Genomic DNA, 20,057 nt, shown 5'->3' on the forward strand with positions numbered 1-20,057 from the left:
AAGTAAATCAAGCAGCTCTATCCCCCGACTGGAACCACTAAACCATGCGGACAACACTCTTTGCGCTGCTGATATTCGCCACCGCGGCAACCTGGACGGAAGCGGCCGAGCCGGTGAAGGGAGAATTGGTCCCGGTTGAGCAGCCGGGTGAAGTCCGCTCTGACCACCAGGCCACTCCGATTTACACGTCGCCAACGCATGTGCTGTCGCAATACTTTGGCCGCCGCCGATCGGGACTGCTGACCAGCGGTATGGAGAATGTCGTCGGCGTGACGGCGACCGGACTTTCGCCGCTGATGGTGCTGTCAGTCACCGGCCCGGCGATTTACTTCATGACCGAATCGACGAGGCGCGACGAGCTTTATTTCTTTTACCAGCCCTGGTTTTGGATCCTCACCGGGATCTGCAGTCTGATCGTACTGTTCAAAGATACGATTTTGACTTTCGCCAGCTATTTAAAAACGCCGCTCAACATCTTGGGGGCGATCTTCCATTTCGTCGGATTTTTATTCGGATTTCGTCTGATCATCTATTTGGTGGGGGCCGATCTGGGGACTGATCCAACTCTGAGCGAGCAGGTGCTGACATATTTCACTATGGTCGTAATGCTTGGCTTTTACGCCGCGATCTGGATCTTTGGCAATCTGGTTGAAGTCATCATCTTGTTCTCTCCTTTTCCGCTGGTTGATACGTCGCTACGGTTTCTGCGGATCGCAATTGTCGTCGTGATGTATGCGTTGTGTTGGATCCATCCGGCGCTGGGATTGATGTTTGCGCTGCCGATCTTGATCATCTCGGCATTGACCATGAACCGTTCGCTTCAAGCGCTGAACCTGAGCGCGCGGATTGTCTGGGATCTGGTCGCTTGGCGGCGGCATCCGCTAACTCCAGACACAGAGTCTCTTACCGCATTTACGGTGGTCAGCCTGCCGCGGACTCCCTGGTTTACGCTGGGAAAGTTGGTCAAAAAGGAAAACGGTTGGCACTTTCGCTACCGAAGATTTTTGATCGGTCCGTGCGTCGACATTCTGGTCGACTTGACAAATCTGCAAATCGCCAAGGGAACGCTATCATCGCTGGCGGTCCAATCTACCAAGCAAGGATCACAGATCGTATTGCGGTTCCCCCCGGGCTATCGCGGCCAAGAAGCAGCGCTAGCGCAGATCTTGGGAGGCCAAACGGCCGACTGGTCAGCAATGACGAAGATGCGGGATGTATGGAACAAACGGCGCTGGCCGTTTTCGCGCAAAGCTGACCTTGCATAAAATGTGAAATGCGATCAACCGCAGGCAACAGACAGCCGATAACTTCACTTATTAACCAACTACAAGAGAAGGGGTTCGCCCTTTCTTTTAGGGCCGTCGTGTTCCTGCCCCACACGACGGCCTTTTCTATTTCTTGGCTCGCTGTTGACTGAAAATCAGAAGCGGGCGGCTGCTAGCCTGGTCGACTGGAAAACTTTGCCGGTTGTACGGATTTTCTCGATTGGTGGGACTGTAACGCCGATAGAGAGGGTAACGGAATTTACGCCGTGGTCTTATGCGCCCGTTCCCCCGCCGTCAGCAAAGAGGAATTTCTCCGATGCGACTTTCAGCAATTGTTGCTATCACCTGTATGGTGATGGTGTTAGGTTCCGCCCAGTTCGCGGCGTGCCAGTCTTATGGTCCGATGCCAACGGCCACGTGTGGCGACGCATGTGGTCCAACTTGTGGGCCAAGCTGCAACGGTCACTGCTCGCCGTTCAAGTTATGCTTGCCGATCATTCCACCAAAAGTCATCTTTGGCTACTTGCACAGCAAAGTGACTTGCGGCTCTGGCTGCGGCGACGAAGTTTACTGGGGCGAATGGTGGTCCGATCCCCCGAAGTGCGATCCTTGCGATTGCCACGGCAATTGGATCGGTCCCAATCCGGGGCGCGTCTGTCGCCCTGGTTTGACCGGCGTTCGCTACGGCAATCGCGGTTGCGGTTGCGGCTCTTGCGGCGGCGATGCTTGCAGTTGCGGAAGCAGCTGTGGAGGAGTCTGCGGCGCCGATTGCGGCTGCGGTCATGCTCATAGCGGCGCCGTTTCGCACGCAACGCCCCACTACGCGAGCCCGCAAGAAGGCCAGATCATTTACGAAGGGACTACAACCAGGACCATGGGCCGACCGATGAATGCCGCCCCTTCGTACGAAACGTCGACTTATCCGACTTCGCTGCCGACGCGCAGCGGCGCCAGCCAGCGGAACCCGCGAAATTTGGGGCGAGGCTCTTACTAACCTTAAGTTGCCTTATCCAGCTGCCGCCTTAGCCGGAACCATCGAAAAAGGGGCAATCTCCTACGATTGTCCCTTTTTTCGTTTGCTAGAGCCGAATCGGTTGAGCAGGCAGCACTGCTTACCGGTGGGGCATTTTTGGGTAGAATCTACGGCTTGGCTCAGAACACACCATTTCCCTTGCTAATGAAGTCAGTCTGCTATGGAAGCTGGAATCGTCGGTCTTCCCAACGTCGGTAAATCGACGCTATTTAACGCTTTGACCGCCGCAGGCATCGCCAGCGAGAACTATCCTTTCTGCACGATTGAGCCCAATGTGGGGATCGTACCAGTCCCGGATGGGCGTCTGGAAACGATTCAGAAGTTCATCAAGACGCAAAAGGTGATTCCGGCCGTTCTGCAACTGGTCGATATCGCCGGCATCGTCCGCGGCGCCTCCGAGGGGGAAGGTCTAGGGAACAAGTTTCTCTCGCACATTCGCGAAGTCGACGCGATTGTCCATGTGGTCCGCTGTTTTGCTGACCCGGATGTCATCCACGTCGAAGGCTCAGTCGATCCGATTCGAGATATCGAAACGATCGATACTGAGTTGATGCTGGCCGACCTACAGACAGTCGAATCGTCAAAAGATCGCGCCGCCAAGACGGCTCGCTCTGGCGACAAAGAAGCCAAGGCCCGCGTCGAGTTGCTAGAGCAATGTTATGCGGTGCTCTCGGCCGGCAAGCCGGTCCGCTCGATGTCGTTTCCTGATCCCGAAACAGCGCGACGAGCTCGCAGCTTGGGTCTAATCACCGCCAAAAAAGTACTCTACTTGGCCAACGTCGATGAAGACAATTTGACCGGCAAAGGGGATCTAGTCGCGAAAGTTCGCGCTCGCGCCGCCGAGGAAGATGGCGAAGTCGTGCCGGTTTGCGCTCGTCTTGAAGCAGAGCTGATCGAACTGGACCCCGCCGATCGCTTGGAAATGCTCGAGAGTGTCGGCTTGCTCGAACCGGCGCTGCACACGTTCGCGCGCTCGGCTTATAAGCTGCTCGGGCTGCAAAGCTATTTTACTGCCGGAGAAAAAGAAGTCCGCGCTTGGACGATTCCGATCGGAGCTACCGCGCCGCAGGCGGCTGGGGTGATTCACTCTGATTTTGAGCGAGGCTTCATTCGATCCGAAACCTACTCGGTCGCAGATCTAGAAAAGCTGCACTCCGAAAAAGCGATCCGCGACGCCGGCAAGATGCGCGTCGAAGGCAAAGCTTACGTGATGCAGGACGGAGACGTTTGCCACTTCCTGTTTAACGTCTAGAGCCGTTTGTGTTGCGTCTGTAGCGGTTCAGCTGGCCGCGGACAAAGCTTAAAAGCGAGGAGCTCGATCCTGGTGATCCAGCTCTCCTTGCAATGTCGCCAACCGATCTTCAATGCCGGCCAGCGCTTCTTCGCTAAGGATCGCTCCCCCGAAGCGAACGCGATAATACGATTCGACCACCGGCGCAATCGCGTCAATCGCGACTGGCGTTAGCCGTGAGCGGAGCGAATCGACAAACTCGTACGGAGTTTGTCCCGGCAAACGCCGCATCCCGCGCTTCGCCAAGCGGCGTTCAAGTTGCAGATAAAACGTCACCCCGTGTCGATTGTAGTGCAATCGCCGACGGATCCACCGCCACAAGGGTTGCCCGAATCGGCGCAACATCCAGCGCGCTGCATGATAGATCGCGAAGCCTGCTATCGTACAAAAGATGGTCAGCAAGCTCATGTACCAACTGAACCACTCCCCTTCGATGTCGATCCCCAGGCCTGCCGCTTTCGCTTTGGCCCAGACGCGCCATTCTTCAAAGTTAAACCAGACGCCGAGCGGTCTCCAGATGCGATCATTGAACGGCTTGTAGATCGCGTTCTCTTGACGTTCCGAATTCATTTCGACAACATAGTCGCGCCACATGAGTTCGAGATAGTCGAACCAATCCAAGGTTTTGCTCAGCAACCCAGTCTTCTCTTCATAGACAACTTGGGTTTCTCCGCTAGGAGTCGGATCAAGCCGGAGCCAAGCTCCGGTCGGGTAGTTTTCGCGAACCGTCTCTGGCAAATCGGCTTGCGAAATGTACGCTTCGACCCAAGCATGCGCGTGCATCTGTCTTACGGCATAATAATTTCCAACTGAGTTATATTCGCCCCCTTTGTAGCCGACGACGATCCGAGAAGGGATTCGCTGATAACGCAGCATCATCGCCATCGCTCCGGCGAAATATTCGCAATGCCCTGAGCGATGGTTGACGACAAAGTCTTCCAAGGGATCAAGGTTGGGATCGCGCACGCGCGGATCAATTTCTAAGGTGTAAGAAAAGCCGCCATCCTCGGTAAAAAATTGCTCGATCGTCTGCGCGACTTCAAAGTCGTTGTCAGGATCGATTTTTGCAGCTTCCACGATATCACGAGTCGCTTGCTGCATTTGGCCAAATGCGAAGACTTCGACCTTCTCAAGCGAATCAAGGTACTCTTTCGTGCGATAATCAAGTTTTGACTTATTATTATGGCGACTCTCCACCGCCAGCAAGCGATTCTCAAGTTCGGCGGGTCGCCAAGGTATCAGCACGTTGTACTGCGTGGGCTTCGATGCGAGCGCATCATTGGTCGCATACGACAAAAATCCAGCCATGCGATCATCAATGATCTCTTGCGAAGTCATTCGATCTCGATAGGCGGGATAAACGCTAAACAGCAAGCTCCCATGAGCGGTTTGCACCAGACGCGCGCGAGGGCTCAACACAACGCGCTGCCGCATCATCTCGACGCCAGGCGGAGCGGTCGGCAATTGCGTCGATCCTTCATCATCCGGCGAATAGGTGGTGATCCAGCTCGAAGTCTGAATTTGATATCGATTGAGCACCGTGCCGCGAAAATAGGGTTCTAGCGGCGATTCTTTGGGGGTATCGGTTACCGGACTGCGAAATGCGACTCGCATCACCATCTCGTCGCTTTGCAAGATTCGCCCCATGCGGTCAAACGAGATCTGATCTTTGAAGCCGGTCTCACGGAGCCCGCCGGCGAGTCCGCCTCCCCATTGATCGCGTGCGGGACGCGGGAACGCATAAAAGACGACAACCGTCGCAATCAGAGTCACAATCCCCAGCTTGCAAACTTGGACAAACATTTGCCAGCCAGAAAAAACAGTCGCCAGATTCTTTGGCAATCGTGATTCCAACACAACCGCTTCCGTCATCACGCCGCTCGAATGCGCCGCTTCATCGCTTCCGCCGAACAACGAAAAGACAGGGCGATTGTCAATCGCATCATGCTCTGCCTTTAAGATCGGATCGACGCGAACCGTTTCGCGGTAGATAAAAAACAGACTCAACGTCGTCAGCGCGGCGAACATGTAAGCAATCAGCATAAAGCCAAAAGAAACATTCAGCGGGAGCGCAGCGGCGACCACAACCTGCAGCAGACTAAGGACGCACAGATGCCAATAGACGCGCGTCGACTTGCGCTGAAACAACAGCACAATCTGCAAATAGATCAACAGCTTGGCGATCGCCTGCAGCTTTTCGGTGCTATTGCCGGGCCAAAAATCGGAGATTGAAAATGCAACCGCCAACAGCGCAGCGACATTGGCCAGATTTCGATTCAGACTAAACCACCGCTGAATATCGGTCACATAGACCGAAATCAGCGCTGCAAAGACGGCGGCGATCGGCAGCGCGGCGTCGTCCGTTTCTCCCCCGCCTAATAACATCGCGCCCAGCGCCGCAAGCACCGCGACGCTAATCTGTAACAATCGTTCAACCTTCATGACGGCTCCTTTGCACCGCTGATCGTGGCGCCGTCGATAAACAGGTGCTCCAGCTCATCCCGCGCGTCTGACAAGCAAATGACACGGCCAATTTCGGAGCGCAGCGTGTGATCATTCCAGACTTGCTGAAACAGATTCGTGTCCGAAAGTTCCAACTTACGAGAACTAAGCACGACGACTTTACCGGTTCGAGCGACGCGCAGCGCCTCGTGCAAACAGCGATCAATCGACTTGTGAGCGGCCGGAGTCACTTCGGCCAAAATGGTCATCGCCTCATGAACAAACGCTTGTGAAACCGAACCCTGCAGGCTCTTGGTTTTTGCTCCAGCGCAGCTCAGATACATTTGACAGCCGCCGATGGCTGAGAGATCGGCGACCACGGAGGCAGCCATGCTGACGATCCGTTCTACACTCGCTTCTTCCTGGGGAGTTGGTTTGGACGAGACCCACGCGTCTACCAGGATCGTAACGTCTTGTTCACTTTGCTTTTCAAACTGCCGCACAACCAATTGATTGCGTTTGGCTGTAGTTCGCCAATGAATCCACTGTTTGGGATCACCGGTCCGCCATTCGCGCAGCCCGTAGAAGTCTCCTTCATGCAATCCGTGTGTGCGGCGACTTGCCGCATAGCCAGAACGATCATCCTGAATCATTCTTTTCCAGGCAGGCGTCAGCCGACCAATCCGGGGATAGACGATCAAATCATCCGTCTCGCCAACTTTTAACCGGTTTCGAATCAGCCCCAAAGGAAATGCGGAGGAGATCTCTAACGGTCCCAAGCGATACCGGCCGCGGTGCTGGACGCGGGCCCGATACGTGGAGGTCTCGGGAACGCCGTGACGAACCCTTGCAAAAAAGACTTCGACATCGCAAGACTCGCCAACTTTCGGTCCGTCGACTGCTTCGATCAGGTCGCACGCAACAATCGCGTAGCCTGAACCGCGCCCCAAATTCTCGACGCGCAGCTCTACCAATAATGGATCGCCTGCGCAAACAGAATGTGACAGCTTGCGGGAAAACTTGAGTCGCCGCAACGATCCCTGCACGACGCGCCAGTTGTACAATAAGGGGCCGACCATCATGCAGGCCAAGACCATCAACAACTGAAAGTTGCGAATCATAGCGCCGATCACGATGAACGTCATCACGAAGAGATAATAAGTCCCTTCGCGAGTGATCATGGAGCCCTGTCTGCTCCAGAATGACATTCGTACCTCCTCCAGCGCGTTTGAATGGGCGCGTTTGAAATGGATGGTCCAGCACGATTGCGCCAGCTAGTGCTAACGGCCGGCTTAGGTTGGCACCGCTACCTCATCGATAATTCGACTAACGATCGTCTCCACGGCTTCGCGTTGCCCAGCATGGAGATAGCCCTTCGGGATCACGCGGTGCGCAAGGACCGAAACCGCCAACTGCTTGACGTCGTCCGGAACGACAAACTCTCGGCCTTCAATCATCGCCATGCTTTGTGCCGCCCGGTACAGACTGATCGCCGCACGCGTACTAGCGCCAACTTGCAAGTCGTCGGTTTCGCGGGTCGCGTCGATGATATCGAGCAAGTATTCGTGCACGGAATCATTCATCTCGATATCGCGGACGGCTGCTTGCAATTGCTTGATCTGATCGCAATGCAAAACCGGCGTCAATTCGGTCACCGGCTCGCCTCGGCGATGCGTTTCCAGAATCTGACGCTCTGCTGCGCGATCAGGATAGCCCATCGAGATTCGCATCAAAAAGCGATCGAGTTGGCTTTCTGGCAAGGGATAGGTCCCTTCAAACTCAAACGGGTTTTGCGTTGCGATCACCATAAACGGCGACGGCAGATCGTGCGTCACGCCGTCTACCGACACTTGGTTGTCGCTCATTGCTTCGAGCAACGCACTTTGCGTACGCGGCGACGTACGATTGATTTCGTCCGCGATCACGATGTTGGCGAAGATCGGTCCACGATGAAACACAAACTCGTGCGTCTTCGTATTAAATACGTTTGAGCCGACAATATCGCTCGGCAATAAATCGGGCGTAAATTGTAAGCGACAGAAATCAGCGTTCAAACTTCGAGCGAGCGCCTTGCCCACCAAAGTCTTTCCCACGCCTGGTACGTCTTCTAACAGGAGATGCTCTCCCGCTAGGAGCGTGATCAGACACTTACGAACGACATCTGACTTGCCTAGAACGACACGCGAGATACTGGTTTCCAACTCCGCGACGAGACTCGTTAACTCCGCCGGCATTCAGGGCTCCTTCTCGGGCCGTTTTGATCGACATTGCAAATCAAGGTGGATTCAACCGCACACTTGTTGACCATTATATCCAGATTTGCATTGTGCGCAACGATGCGGCACAGGCAATTCTTTAGCATCTCGCGGCTTACCGCTTGTCCAGCTAGACGGGGGGACAATTCAACATTACTCCCAGATCAAGGGCAATGAACACTTTCGCGGTTCTCCCCCTACTTGGATTGATCTCACCAATTTCCCTGCGAAACCGGTTGTCGCAAGTCGTGCTGCGGGAACATACAACCGGATCTTGTCCTCTTCTTACAACACAAAGCCCAGCGTTTATGACGATCCATTTGACAGAATCTCCGAATACAACGCGTGTTTCTAAGTACAATTACGTATCCATGCGTGTTGCCGGCCCAGGATTTGCATTTCACTGTGATCCGCTTCAACTCGCCTGCAGCCGGAAACGCTTTTATGACCGAAGTGGTCGAAATCAATGATATTGCCGACCTTGCCGCCTATGCGACAGTTTGGAAAACCCTGTTCTCGAGCATGTCGCGAGCAACTTTCTTTCAAACCTATCAATGGTTATGCGCCTATTGGCGGCATTTTGGCGAGGATCAGCGCCTGCGCGTCCTGATCGTTTATGCCTGCGGCGAACCGATCGGAATTCTGCCGCTGGTAGTGCGCCGCGAACAAACGCGACTCGGCACATTTCGCGTTCTCACCTATCCGCTGGCGGACTGGGGATCTTACTTTGGCCCGATCGGCAACAATGGAGCAGCGACCTTGGCGGTCGGATTGCGCTATCTGAGCCAAACCAAGCGAGACTGGGACTTGCTCGATCTGCGCTGGATCGAAATGGCCGAAGTCGATCGCGGCCGCACCGAAAATGCGTTTCAAATTGCCGGCTTGTCAACGCTGGTAACTCCCTGGAAAGAGATCTCCGTCATCGATCTGCCGAACAACTGGGAGACTTATCTGGAGTCGCGCAAACCAAAATTTCGTCAAAATGTGCGACGTTTGATCCGTCGAGCCGAGATGGAGGGGATCGAGTTTGTGCGATTTCGTCCTGACGCCCAGCCCAACGGATCGCTGGAACAAAGCTGGTCAATCTTTGACAAGTGTACTGATCTCGCCGCACGCAGTTGGCAAGGGGCATCTGAGACCGGCACCACCCTCTCGCACCAATCGGTCCAAGGATACTTTCGCGATACCCATGAAGCGGCGACTCGACTAGGAATGCTTGATATCGGATATCTCCAGTTTCAAGGAAGCATGGTCGCGTTTGGCTACAAGTATCATCACCACAAAGAAATCCAAGCGATGCGCGTCGGCCATGCGCCAGACCTTCAGCATATGGGCCTCGGCATTTTGCAGTACGCCTACGGACTGAAGGACAGCATCGGGTTGGGTGAGCAGCGAATTGATTTGGGCCCCAACCATTTAGAGACCAAAGCCAACTGGCGGACCAGCTTGTCGATGAGCTACCGAGTTTGCCACCACTCGCAATGGATGTTGCGCGCCCAAGCGCTGCGATTGCACCGCTGGCTCAGATTCCGCCGCAATCCGTCGCCAGAATCGCTCGAATAATTCCTCTTTACGGCGTTGCTGGCTCTGCCGGAACGATGCCGGTGTCAATCACCATCAGATCGGCCCAGAAGAATGGGTGATCTCCGGTCGCCGGCGGCTTCAACGCGCCTTGCACGCGCATCCGTGGTTCATGCGCCGGATCGAGTGGAGCGGTGCGGACTTCAGCGATGGCTTCCTGCCAGGCTTGGCTCGCCGGTAGGCGATCCAAGCGAGCTCCAATTCCGGCCGTCATTCGCACGGCCGCGTCCCCGGCGCTATGCCAACGGCTAAGCACCAGCGTCTGCGTTCCGCCTGAATAGGTTCCCATTGCAGCGGCAAAAATCTCCTCGCCGTTGCCGCCTCGTTTCAGGCTATCTTCGGCGCCGGTATGGAAGCCTGGTAAATAAATCGCTTGCGGCGTTGCGAGCGGCAAGGGAAACCAACTTCCCAGGTCGCTGCCCGGCTTGCCGCGATCAATTTGGGCCAGCGACCAGCCGTAGGGAAGCAAATCAAGATCTTCCATATCATCGAGCACGACCAGATTGTCCCAGGTTTTACCCAGCATACTGGTCGGCCCTGGCGTTTTCTTATCCAGTCGCGCCGAAGCGGCGAACGCCGGCCCCAGCTTGTCGTAATAGTAGTTCGTCGTCTCTGGATCGTCACGCACGTAAAGTCGACCAGAAACAATCGCCGAGAGAAGCGGGCGACGTCGATTTTCGATTTCCGGAATCGCCAGCGAAGCCAGCGGCGCGTAACGAATCCTGATTTTTTCGGTCAACGGTTGCGAGCCCCCTGCCCCATCGTCGACATGCAACATTTCGACCGGCACATACCACAAAGGCCCATCCGGCACGACGATGAGCTCTTCGTAGTTGTCAAAAAAACTTGACTTCAGCGTCGGCATCATGGTCAACAACAGTTTTGCCGACAGCGCTTTCCAAGCGTCGTTTTCGATAGTCTCTACATCAATCGGCCCATCCTTTTTCAACAAGCCCATCGAACGAAAGAGCTCAACAATTTGTTTTTTTAGATCGGCCGGATTCTCGATCTTCCAATAAACATAGTCTTCTTTGGTGAACAGAAACGCATAGACGCCGCCCGAGGAGTTGAAGAAAGCCAGCACGACCTGCTTCTCGCCTAGTTTTTCGCGCAGCTCTTTGGTTGTGCGTAGCGGGGGAAAGAGGAAAGTGCTGCGATCACGGCGCAGGGAGACTTCTCCTAATTTCGTTTCGATCACCGCAGTCGCTTCGGCCAGTTGTTGCAGCAGTTTTTCCTGGTCAAAAAACTGGTCCTTTTCGATGGCCTGAGCCGGCAGTTCTTTCAGCTGTTTGCGAATATCGACGGTTTTTTCGAGTGCCGTTTTCAACACCGGATATTTGGTGATCAGATCCTGGCGTTGTAAGCGAGCGTCGGTCGACAAACTTGTTTCCGGCGCATCCAAGATCCAACGAAGCGCCATTTCTCGCCCCCCTAGCGGCAATGTCGCAAAATAACGTATCCGCCGGATTCGATCCGCTATTTCTAGCGCTAGCTCGGGCTGCTTACGTTCTAAGGCTGAGTAGAACCAACGCTCCAGCGCTACACCATTTGGATTTATCAAATAGGTAATCGTGTCGAGCGGGTCGGTCGCCCAGTCCGAGTCGGTCGGCTCGCGCAACAAATTGTCGTACAACAATTGAGCGCCCCGTTCGGTCAGCACGTTGGCGGCGAACCACTCGTTGGTCAAGATCGTTTGAAAGATGCGCAGCGAAGCGCCTCGCTGAATTTTCAGCGCGTCATTCAACGAGGCGCTGCCGGCGATCATATTGCCGCGTTGAAATTCCATCAGCGCTAACTGATAGGCGTAGCGTGCTCCGACTCGACCAGTAAGCATGTTGGTGCGATTCATCGAACGTCGCGCTTCGCTTAACGCGGCGCCTGCCTTCACGGCGTCGCCAGCACAAGAGAGATGCTCGGCCAACGCGATCATCACAGAGGCTTTCAGGACGTTGAATTTGCCAAAGTTTCGCCAAGCCGAAGCGGTCACTAACTGCTTCGAAACTTGATTGGGTTTGCTGATCAGCTGCACGCTTCCTAACATAGCGAACGCTTCGGCGGCAATATCGTATTGTCCGAAGGCGATCGCCGGATAGGTCGCTTCAACAAAGTAGGTTTCGGCCGCTTCGAGATTCTTCTGCTCCAGCGCGAGTCGCCCCAGTTCTAACAGTCCAATCGCTGTCAGCGGATGATCATACTGTCCGCCAATCGTCAAACTGCGCTGAATCATTGGAATCGCATCTTGCAGTTTGCCGGCGGTCGCTTGCGCCAGTCCAAGCTGCATATCGACCCAGACTCCCAGCCAATGATTCGGTGGAGCCGGGCGACGCTGCAACGCGGTAATCAAGTTTTTGTTAAGCGGATCACTTTCACCTAGCGGGCCCAACAGTTGTCGGCGGCGGCTAATCGCCAGCGCCAGACATCGCGAAATTTCGCCGGCTCGAATTGGATGGTATTGCTGCGACATGAAGACCCCGCCGTTGTTGACGACCGCTTGATTTTGCGCCGGAGTGTTCCCTTGCAGCGAAAGCATGGTGTCGGGGTATTGGCCGATCGCCGTCGTCCGAGTTGACGGGCCCCAAGTGATCGAAGTGCGGGGATCGGTGTTGACCGGTCCGATTGCGAGCACCGTGTCAGTACTTAAGCGCAGCATCCAATCCGAATGCTGCAAATAGAGGAGCACCGCCGCGTTGTATTGCTCCAGCGCCTTTGCGTTGGCGCCCATCTGGTAGTAGCACTCACCGCGCATCGTCGCGAAACAGATCGAGTCGACCCAGCGACCATTGGCCGTCACTACCGCCGATGAAGAGACTCTGTCGAACACGTTCAGCGCTTCGCTGTAGTCACCGGCATACAGCGGCGCAAACCCCAAGAAGAATGCATTGTTCGGTTTGGACGAGTCTTGTCGCTGCGCGTGAAGCGTATCAGCTGGGCCTGCGATGATAAAAACAAGCGAGCAGGCAACCAGCCAACCGGTGATGGGCCGTGGTGTCATGAAGTACTTTCCCGGTAGCTAGCATGGAGGGGGGAGCATGCGTAAGTCATTTCATTATAAACGATTACCTATTCGCACCCCACAAAAATGCGGCAGATGGAGGCCCGACAGAGTTCAAATCTAGGTCGGCCTCGCTGGACATCTGGGAAAATGAACCGGTTTTTCGGGTTAATCGGTTTAAGTCTCGCATCCGGTTCGGACGATATCGATATTGGCGATTTTACCGAGAACCAGCTCGGAGTCTCCCTGCATTAGATTCATCACCGGCGTCAACTGACGCTGTTTCAACGGACCGCACAACCAGCGGAGTATTCCCACAATGGTCAAACGACAAGCCTGGATGAGAGCCACCTTGGTTTGCGGCATGACGGTTATCGCCGCTGCGGCTACCGGCTGCCAAATGGACATCGGCGGTCAAACGCTCCCCAGCCCGTACTATATGGAGGACGACATCCAGTACTATCCGAAGGGCCCAGAATTTATTCTGCAGCGAGAATCGGATCAAATGCAAGCGACTCTGGCCGAACAGGCCGAGCTGCAGGGCGAAGGCTACTAAAAACCGCGTCCGACAAAGTCAAATTAACGGCGCCGTGCTCGAGAACTCGCAGCACGGCGTTTTGCTGCGCGCTGGGGAAACATGAGGGGCTTTTAACTGGATGCCGCGTCAGCGGATTGCAAGCCCCCTGTGCAAATTGCCTCGACCCACGCCACCTCAGAATTGGATTTCGGCAGCAGACTCAGAAAACAAATCGCCATACCGTCGAAATTTGAACCCCGCACGGATGGGAAGCAACCCAATCTGTTCTGCAACCGCGATCCTGAGGACAGCTTTACAGCGAAACCGTGTCTGTCTTCACTGCTTCAACGGTCGGCGTCGCTTTCTCAATCGACGGCGTTGTTTGCTTCACCTCCACATCCCCAAACCTCAGCACTTCGCCGGCTTGCGCCATGATGCAGCGGTTACAGGCGTACTGGTTAAAATCATGCTCTTTCCCCATCGACCGGGCCATGTTGTACTGCTGAACTTTGCTCCAGCCTTCGCTCGATAGCCCGCTGATGCCGGCATAGCCCATGGCTCGATTGCCGCGTCCCTCGAGTAGCCAGTATCGCTTGAGCACTGGATCGGCGCTGTTGTAATAATTGACGAGGCGCTCGACCCGTGACAAACCATCGACCTGATTACAGTAGGGAGAAAACGCGCTGGTGGAAGTCGCCGCCGCAAAGAAGACAATCCGATAATCGACGGTCGAACGCTGCTCTAGAACGCGACTGTTTACGCTTCCGCCGGCTTGCAATTGCATTGCTCCCGAAACGACGCGCGCCCCTAAACTGAACGCGGCGATACTGACCTGCTGGTCGCTCGGCAGTTGCGAAAGAAACCAAGCAAGGTAATAGGCTTCAGAATCTGCCCGCTCGGCATGACGGCGAACGCCGGCCAGCGATTTGTAATCTCGCTCGGTCGGCCAAGACCAAATCACGTAGCGGACATGATGCTCAGATCCCCAATCACGTGTCAGTTCGTGATACGTCGCCCAACCGCGGCGTTTCGCCCAACCGGCGTCCATTCCATTGCCGTGCACGAAAAACGAAGTGCAGTCAAATGAGTCGCCGGCGACCGCTTCGTCAAGGGAAGACTCGACCCAACCCGACTCACCGTCATAACGCTGCACCGATATCTGCTCAACCGGCAATTCAAACCCGCAGCCGCTCGGCAAGCAGCGCGTTGATACCAGATAGATCTCGTCGCCAGGGCGAATCGCTTCGTGATAGTTGGGACAGCAATAGCCGCTGTCGCTCTGGCGAAAGTCCGCTTGAACAGCGCGCGCTGATGCGAACAAGGCCAAAACAAACAGGCCGAGAATCAATAATAGCGGTCGTCGTAGTTGCAGGGATCGAAGCGGCATGGCAGTCAAACAAGCGGTGCGAGACAGTGAAAATAAATCGACTACGGTCAGTTTGTCGGCTAGCGATAGGGCTGTGGTGTAGTCGCAACTTGAATGTTGCGAATTTTTCGCGCGTTGCGTTTGCACATCATGTTTCCTGGTGTAGTGTTGCGTGCCCACAGTTTTGAATGCGTCTATTTAGTGTCTCGCCAAGATTCCATTTGCGGAGGATTTCTGCAATGAAACGTTCCATGCTGTTGCTTTCCAGCGCGATGCTGGTCGTGGCGGTCGTTGGCTGTCGCGGCGGTATGGGTTGGCGTCAATCCGAACCGTGCTGCGGCGGTTCCGATTTTTCCGGTCCTTCCGTTTCGTCCTATCCCTCCTATGACGAGGGCGTACTGATGCAACCGTCAGGCCCGACCACCCAAATCCTGCCCTCCCCCCGCTAAGCGACACGCCTTAAAACGTCACCCGCTCAACGTCGCCTTCGCGAGCCACCATGGTTTCGCGAAGGCGCTTTTCGTTTCGAACCGGTACTTTCTTTCAGCGTGAATGGTTCAATCGAGGCGTTTCTGCCGCGTAATCTGCACCATCACTACGGATCCGCGTTCTTTTCGAGCGAATCCCCTGGTACCGCCGCCGCAACTTTTGAGCGAGTTGCGTCCCTGAATTACAATCAAGTAGTAACTTCTGCCCAAACGTGCGTGCTTTCCTGTTCTGACTATTTTACTGAAAGAGGTGTCCTGGTGCGACAACTCACCCCCTTCATCACTGCCGTAATCTTGCTTTTGGCGACTCCCCAGTTGTTCGCTCAGTTTGAGAAGGTCCAGCCTTCCGAATCCAAAAACGCGCCTATTTTGGGCGAAGCGCGCACCAGCCGCTATCAAGTGGGAATGACAATCGAAGCCGTCGGCGGCGATTGTATTGGCCTGTACGGCACGATTCCGATCCCTGCTGATTGGCCCGAACAAACGGTTCGGATGGTCACCGAAGAAGTCTCTAGTGAGTCTCGGATCGGTTATCGCATGCTAGAAAACTCGGTCAAGCAAATGATGGTCAGCGTCCCATCGCTGCGGCGCGGCGAGACCGCCGGCGCTGTAATCACGCTCGAAGTTGAAGTTCGCTCGGCGCAACCGCCGGCTGATCTTACCGGCGTGGTCATCCCCAAACGCCCTCCGACTGATATCCGTCGCTACCTCGGCGCAAGCCCTCGAATTGAATCGCGGCATAGCTCGGTTCGCAAGCAAGCTCGTGAGATTCTCGAAAACGTCGACGGCGACTGGCAGAAAGTCGAGAAATTGTACGACTGGGTCCGCGAGAACATTAAGTACGAAAGCCAACCACCGACCACGGCAGTCACCGCGCTGCGCAAAAAGACTGCAGACTTTGAAGACCTGACCGGCTTGTTTATCGCCCTTTGTCGCGCTTCCGATATTCCGGCTCGCACCGTCTGGGTGCCCGGCAGCAGCTATGCAGAGTTTTATATGGAAGACGCCAACGAAGAGGGGCACTGGTATCCGGCGCACGTCGCCGGCCCGCGCGCCTTTGGGTTTACCCCGGATCCGCGGCCGATTTTGCAAAAAGGGGACAGCTTCCGCGTGCCGGAGAAAAGTGAGCCGGTCCGCTTTGTCGCCGAGTTTTTGACCGGTAAAAAAAGTCCCAACGGCGGCAAGCCTCATGTGACCTTCATTCGCGAAGAGCCAGGGAGCTAAGCCGATGCGTACGCTGTTAATCGGTCTGGCGACTTGGTTCGCGCTGACGGCGCCCGCCAGCGCGCAATTTGAAAAGTCTGGCGAGCGTAAGATGCTGACCGGGGATGACGTCACCCTGCAAAAAATCGAAGTGGGATTCAAACTTGATGTCTCTGGCCTTGCGCAAGGAGTGGTCGCGACCTTTCCCGTTCCGACGGATTGGCCCGAACAAACGGTTCGCCTGGTCGAGCAGCGTTTAAAGAACGTCAAAGAATCCGACATCAGCTTCGAGATGCTCGGCGAAACCAAGCAGGCCCAAGTGCTGATCCGCGCTTTGTCACCCCATGAAGACGCCGAGGCGATCTTGGTGTACGAAGTTGCTCGTCGCGGTGTGAAAACGCCATCTCAGCCAGAAAAGTGGACTGCCCCAGCGCTGCGCGACCTGGATCGCAGCATGCGAATTTATTTGAGCCCTGGCCCGGCGATTGAGAGTAACCATTCAAAAATTACCAAGCTCTCGGCCGAGTTAACTCCGCCCGGCGGTACCGACTGGGACAAGATCGGTGCGTTCTATGACTACGTTCATAAACATGTCATGTACGAGAATGGGCCGCTGAAAGGTGCTGTCGCCGCGTTAGAGGAAGGTCGCGGCGATTGCGAAGAGATGACGGCGCTGTTTATCGCGCTCTGCCGGGCCGCCAAGATCCCGGCCCGCACCGTTTGGGTGCCGGGGCACTGTTATCCCGAAGTTTATCTCAATTCGGCGCTCGGCGACCCGCAGTGGGTGATCGCCGAAATGACCAATGCGTTCCCGCTGGGAGAATCTCCCGAGACTCGGCCGATCTTGCAAAAAGGGGACAACTTCCGCGCATCAGGCAGTCGCCGCGCTGAGCATTACGTCAAGCCGATCCTGCAGATCAAAAACTACCAAGGAACCACGCCGCCGGTCGTGCAATGGTTTCCCCCGCCAGGCGTTGAGCCCACACAATAAAATGACGAAGGTCGAAACCAGAATCACGAATCAACAACCAAATAACTAAACAATTATGTGTCTAAAGCTTCGTGCTTCATTCGACATTCTGGCTTGGTCATTCGTCATTTGCTTCGCCTCTACTTCAATGCTCCCAAAATCTTATCCGCCAACGGGCGATCTGGTTTTGTGCCTGGCAGGACCTTGCTGATCTTCCCTTCGTCGTCGATCACATACGTGGTGAAACCTTCTTCGCTATACTGCTTAGTCTGCACCGCCGACAAATCAAGTCCGAGGGGGAACTTAGCGCCGGTGAGTTTCTTCACCTCGTTCAAACCTTTCTCCCCATCTTCCTCTTCGCGGAAGATCACCAGCACTTCAGCGCCGGCAGCTTTGATTTTGTCGTAATTGGCCTGAATGTCTTTGATCTGCTTCATACAGTAGGGACACCAGTGCGCGCGGTTGAACGCCAGCACCAACTTTTTACCTCGGAAGTCGTCTAGCTTGATCATCCCTTCGTCGACCGTCTCGACTTCAAAATCTGGCGCGACTGCTCCTACTTTTAACTCTTCGGCTGAGACGACTCCGATTACGAGCATCGCCAGCAAGAGCGACGCGAATGACGATAGAGTTTTCATAACGAGCTCCTCGTGTAGGTGGAGTAGAATTGCCCGAGGCTAATTTTATCGATTTCCCCAGCGATCTATTGTAGAGTATCCGACCCAGTGGGTTCAAAAAAAGAAAAACGGAGCCCGTAAAGGCTCCGTTTCTACGTTAGATAGTTGGCAAATAGGCGATTCTTAACGAATCGGCGCCGCCCCAGTGTTCGCATTCGCGCTTGCGGCGGCAGCTGCGTCTCCACCAGCAGCAGGCGGTTGTTGGGCAAAGATGCTCTCTAGCACTTCTCCCAGTCGTTCGCCGCGGGGGTTGATTTCGACCACTTTTCCCTCAGGATCAACCAGCACCAGGAACGGAATTCCGTCCACACCGCAGTGGACCGCGTTCACGTTGTCAAACCCGGTGGCGCTGGGATCATTGCTGATGATCGTGGTCCAAGGCAACTGGCGTTTAGCGAAGAACTGCTCAAGCGCTTTCGGATCGTCGTCCAAGTTGACGCCGACCACTTCAAAACCACGCTCGCGGTATTTGACGAAGTTCTCTTGAATGTTTGGAATCTCTTGCAGGCACGGACCACACCAAGTCGCCCAAAAATCGACCAGCACATACCGGCCGCGATAATCGGCCCAGTTAAACGGCGTGCCATCTAGGTTCGATCCGACCAGCGGCAACGGGTTGCCGATCAAAGCGAGCCGCTTGTTGGCGCTGAGCGCACTTTCACGAATCGAAGCGGCCACTTCCATGTTGGGATGGTTGCTATAATTTTTCAGCAACAAATCGTTGACCGCTTTGGCCAACGCCAAGCGATTGAACTCTTCCATCTTTTGCTCGATCGCTTGAATCGTCGAAACCGGTTCCAAGGATTCAGGTCCAAACGAGTCAACCAGTTGCTGAATCAGTTGCAGCATTTCTTGGCCGCGGACTTCGTCGCCGTTGGCGGCGTCCATCATCGCGCCAAAGATCTTCCATTGTAAAATATGGTCGTCCAAACCAGCCGAAGCTTCGACCAGCTCTTGATCCTGACTTTTGGCGAACGTTTGTCGGGCAGTGGTCAAAATCTGAACAGCGACATCAGAATGTCCCATTTGGCCAAAGACGTTGGCCGCGTTCATTGCAACTTCTAGATGCTGCGTCGAAGCAGACGGGTCGCCGATGATCGCCAACGCGTCTTCTTTGACCATGTTCCCTAATTCTTGCTTGCCTGTCGCAAAGTCCTGCAGCATGTACTCAAACATGTACAGCATGCCAAACGTCCGCAGCATACGATCGGGATCTTGCGTCAGCTTATTCGCCAGCGCGGTCCGTTCGGCGATCAGTTTTTCGGATTGGTCCGGATTAATCTGGGCCAACACTTCATAAGCGTGAAACTTGAACTGTAACGCATCACGACGCTGTTCCGACGTTGCGTTGGGAAGCGCCAACAAACGATCTGCAGCTTCCATGATGTTGGTATAAACCTTGTTGGCGAACGCATGCAACTCGGTTTGGGAAGCAGTATTGGGGAAATTTGTCGCCCCCACAGCTTTCATATATTTCAGCAGTTCGACCGGATCGTTCTGCGGAACTTTGTTAATGTCCACCTCCGCTTCCAACTCGGCGGCAGATACCGGCGGCGGCATTTGCGGCTCGGCGGCGCCTGGCTGCTGCATCGCGACTTGATTCGCGGCGCCGGCATTCGGATTACTGGTCGCGGCCGGATTGCCGGTGTTGGTCGAACCAACCTGAGCCGGGATGACCGGAGGCGCCGACCGTGTGGCAGGCGCGTTGGCTGTTGAAGCAGCGTCGTCCAAAGCGGCGCCGTTGGTAGTTGCCGCCGGAACGCTAGCCGGTGGAACAGCGTCGCCTCCGCCGCAACCGACAAAACTCAACACGGCGCACGCGGCGCTGCTGATGGCTAAGGTGGGGAGCCAAGGTAGGGAGTTTAGCTTTCGCATCGAACATGCCTCTTTGAAAACGCGGCGGGAGTCTTATCCACATCCGTTCGGAAAGAGCGACCCAAACGTCGCATCGTGCCGAATTCTAAGAGAATGGCGTCA

16 protein-coding genes are annotated in these 20,057 nt (G+C 55.1%); 8 read left to right on the forward strand and 8 right to left on the reverse strand.

The features are described 5' to 3' along the window. Positions 1-44: 44 nt before the first annotated feature. The 3 genes from SH421x_RS19320 to ychF all read left to right on the forward strand — a co-directional run bounded on the left by SH421x_RS19320 (position 45) and on the right by ychF (position 3,550). The gene (locus tag SH421x_RS19320; RefSeq protein WP_488851571.1) at positions 45-1,265 is read left to right on the forward strand and encodes a hypothetical protein; all 1,221 of its coding nucleotides are present in this window, start codon (positions 45-47) and stop codon (positions 1,263-1,265) included. Positions 1,266-1,581: 316 nt separating this feature from the next. After that, complete coding sequence (locus tag SH421x_RS19325) at positions 1,582-2,259, forward strand: hypothetical protein (protein WP_488851573.1); 678 nt, start codon at positions 1,582-1,584, stop codon at positions 2,257-2,259. Between the two features lie 199 nt (positions 2,260-2,458). Continuing rightward, entirely contained in the window at positions 2,459-3,550 is a 1,092-nt protein-coding gene (gene ychF, locus SH421x_RS19330) for a redox-regulated ATPase YchF (protein ID WP_488851575.1), read from the forward strand. A 48-nt stretch (positions 3,551-3,598) separates the two neighbouring features. Here ychF and SH421x_RS19335 read toward each other — a convergent pair whose 3' ends face one another. From SH421x_RS19335 to SH421x_RS19345, 3 genes are all read right to left on the reverse strand, one after another. Further along, positions 3,599-6,031: a transglutaminase TgpA family protein gene (locus SH421x_RS19335; RefSeq protein WP_488851577.1), complete on the reverse strand. Its 2,433-nt coding sequence runs from the start codon at positions 6,029-6,031 to the stop codon at positions 3,599-3,601. Continuing rightward, positions 6,028-7,212 carry a DUF58 domain-containing protein gene (locus tag SH421x_RS19340; protein ID WP_488851579.1) on the reverse strand — a complete coding sequence of 395 codons (1,185 nt, stop codon included), beginning with the start codon at positions 7,210-7,212 and terminating at the stop codon, positions 6,028-6,030. The genes SH421x_RS19335 and SH421x_RS19340 overlap by 4 nt, the downstream gene beginning before the upstream one ends. Before the next feature lie 111 nt (positions 7,213-7,323). Continuing rightward, positions 7,324-8,265 carry an AAA family ATPase gene (locus SH421x_RS19345; RefSeq protein ID WP_488851581.1) on the reverse strand — a complete coding sequence of 314 codons (942 nt, stop codon included), beginning with the start codon at positions 8,263-8,265 and terminating at the stop codon, positions 7,324-7,326. A 366-nt stretch (positions 8,266-8,631) separates the two neighbouring features. Here SH421x_RS19345 and SH421x_RS19350 point away from each other — a divergent pair, with 366 nt between their 5' ends. Then, positions 8,632-9,849: a GNAT family N-acetyltransferase gene (locus tag SH421x_RS19350; protein WP_488851583.1), complete on the forward strand. Its 1,218-nt coding sequence runs from the start codon at positions 8,632-8,634 to the stop codon at positions 9,847-9,849. A gap of 7 nt (positions 9,850-9,856) precedes the next feature. Here the strand turns inward: SH421x_RS19350 and SH421x_RS19355 are convergent, their stop codons facing one another. Both SH421x_RS19355 and SH421x_RS19360 read right to left on the reverse strand, forming a co-directional pair. After that, a complete protein-coding gene (locus SH421x_RS19355; protein ID WP_488851585.1) occupies positions 9,857-12,859 on the reverse strand; it encodes a CHAT domain-containing protein in 3,003 nt (1,000 codons plus the stop codon). Between the two features lie 177 nt (positions 12,860-13,036). Continuing rightward, positions 13,037-13,225 carry a hypothetical protein gene (locus tag SH421x_RS19360; protein WP_488851587.1) on the reverse strand — a complete coding sequence of 63 codons (189 nt, stop codon included), beginning with the start codon at positions 13,223-13,225 and terminating at the stop codon, positions 13,037-13,039. On the opposite strand from SH421x_RS19360, the gene SH421x_RS19365 reads away from it, so the two are divergent. Further along, positions 13,224-13,415, forward strand: a complete 192-nt coding sequence (locus tag SH421x_RS19365) for a hypothetical protein (protein WP_488851589.1) — start codon at positions 13,224-13,226, stop codon at positions 13,413-13,415. The two genes, SH421x_RS19360 and SH421x_RS19365, sit on opposite strands and share 2 nt — an antisense overlap. Positions 13,416-13,689: 274 nt before the next feature. On the opposite strand, the gene SH421x_RS19370 is transcribed toward SH421x_RS19365, so the two are convergent. Continuing rightward, positions 13,690-14,889, reverse strand: coding sequence for a hypothetical protein (locus tag SH421x_RS19370; RefSeq protein ID WP_488851591.1), 1,200 nt, complete (start codon positions 14,887-14,889; stop codon positions 13,690-13,692). A gap of 92 nt (positions 14,890-14,981) precedes the next feature. On the opposite strand from SH421x_RS19370, the gene SH421x_RS19375 reads away from it, so the two are divergent. The 3 genes from SH421x_RS19375 (at position 14,982) to SH421x_RS19385 (ending at position 17,424) form a co-directional block, all read left to right on the forward strand. After that, positions 14,982-15,191, forward strand: coding sequence for a hypothetical protein (locus SH421x_RS19375; RefSeq protein ID WP_488851593.1), 210 nt, complete (start codon positions 14,982-14,984; stop codon positions 15,189-15,191). A gap of 297 nt (positions 15,192-15,488) precedes the next feature. Beyond that, positions 15,489-16,454, forward strand: coding sequence for a transglutaminase-like domain-containing protein (locus SH421x_RS19380; protein WP_488851595.1), 966 nt, complete (start codon positions 15,489-15,491; stop codon positions 16,452-16,454). 4 nt (positions 16,455-16,458) lie between these two features. Continuing rightward, positions 16,459-17,424, forward strand: a complete 966-nt coding sequence (locus SH421x_RS19385; protein WP_488851597.1) for a transglutaminase-like domain-containing protein — start codon at positions 16,459-16,461, stop codon at positions 17,422-17,424. Between the two features lie 119 nt (positions 17,425-17,543). Here the strand turns inward: SH421x_RS19385 and SH421x_RS19390 are convergent, their stop codons facing one another. After that, positions 17,544-18,041, reverse strand: coding sequence for a peroxiredoxin family protein (locus SH421x_RS19390; protein WP_488851599.1), 498 nt, complete (start codon positions 18,039-18,041; stop codon positions 17,544-17,546). A 162-nt stretch (positions 18,042-18,203) separates the two neighbouring features. Further along, positions 18,204-19,955, reverse strand: coding sequence for a TlpA family protein disulfide reductase (locus SH421x_RS19395; protein WP_488851601.1), 1,752 nt, complete (start codon positions 19,953-19,955; stop codon positions 18,204-18,206). Between the last annotated feature and the right edge of the window lie 102 nt (positions 19,956-20,057).

The organism is Blastopirellula sp. SH421 (genome assembly GCF_057808535.1).

Coding starts and splice junctions, on each gene's coding strand:
- SH421x_RS19385 (WP_488851597.1), top strand. CDS start 16,459: ATGCGTACGCTGTTAATCGGTCTGGCGACTTGGTTCGCGCTGACGGCG.
- SH421x_RS19340 (WP_488851579.1), bottom strand. CDS start 7,212: ATGATCACTCGCGAAGGGACTTATTATCTCTTCGTGATGACGTTCATC.
- SH421x_RS19320 (WP_488851571.1), top strand. CDS start 45: ATGCGGACAACACTCTTTGCGCTGCTGATATTCGCCACCGCGGCAACC.
- SH421x_RS19365 (WP_488851589.1), top strand. CDS start 13,224: ATGACGGTTATCGCCGCTGCGGCTACCGGCTGCCAAATGGACATCGGC.
- SH421x_RS19345 (WP_488851581.1), bottom strand. CDS start 8,265: ATGCCGGCGGAGTTAACGAGTCTCGTCGCGGAGTTGGAAACCAGTATC.
- SH421x_RS19390 (WP_488851599.1), bottom strand. CDS start 18,041: ATGAAAACTCTATCGTCATTCGCGTCGCTCTTGCTGGCGATGCTCGTA.
- SH421x_RS19360 (WP_488851587.1), bottom strand. CDS start 13,225: ATGCCGCAAACCAAGGTGGCTCTCATCCAGGCTTGTCGTTTGACCATT.
- SH421x_RS19395 (WP_488851601.1), bottom strand. CDS start 19,955: ATGCGAAAGCTAAACTCCCTACCTTGGCTCCCCACCTTAGCCATCAGC.
- SH421x_RS19325 (WP_488851573.1), top strand. CDS start 1,582: ATGCGACTTTCAGCAATTGTTGCTATCACCTGTATGGTGATGGTGTTA.
- SH421x_RS19375 (WP_488851593.1), top strand. CDS start 14,982: ATGAAACGTTCCATGCTGTTGCTTTCCAGCGCGATGCTGGTCGTGGCG.
- SH421x_RS19335 (WP_488851577.1), bottom strand. CDS start 6,031: ATGAAGGTTGAACGATTGTTACAGATTAGCGTCGCGGTGCTTGCGGCG.
- ychF (WP_488851575.1), top strand. CDS start 2,459: ATGGAAGCTGGAATCGTCGGTCTTCCCAACGTCGGTAAATCGACGCTA.
- SH421x_RS19355 (WP_488851585.1), bottom strand. CDS start 12,859: ATGACACCACGGCCCATCACCGGTTGGCTGGTTGCCTGCTCGCTTGTT.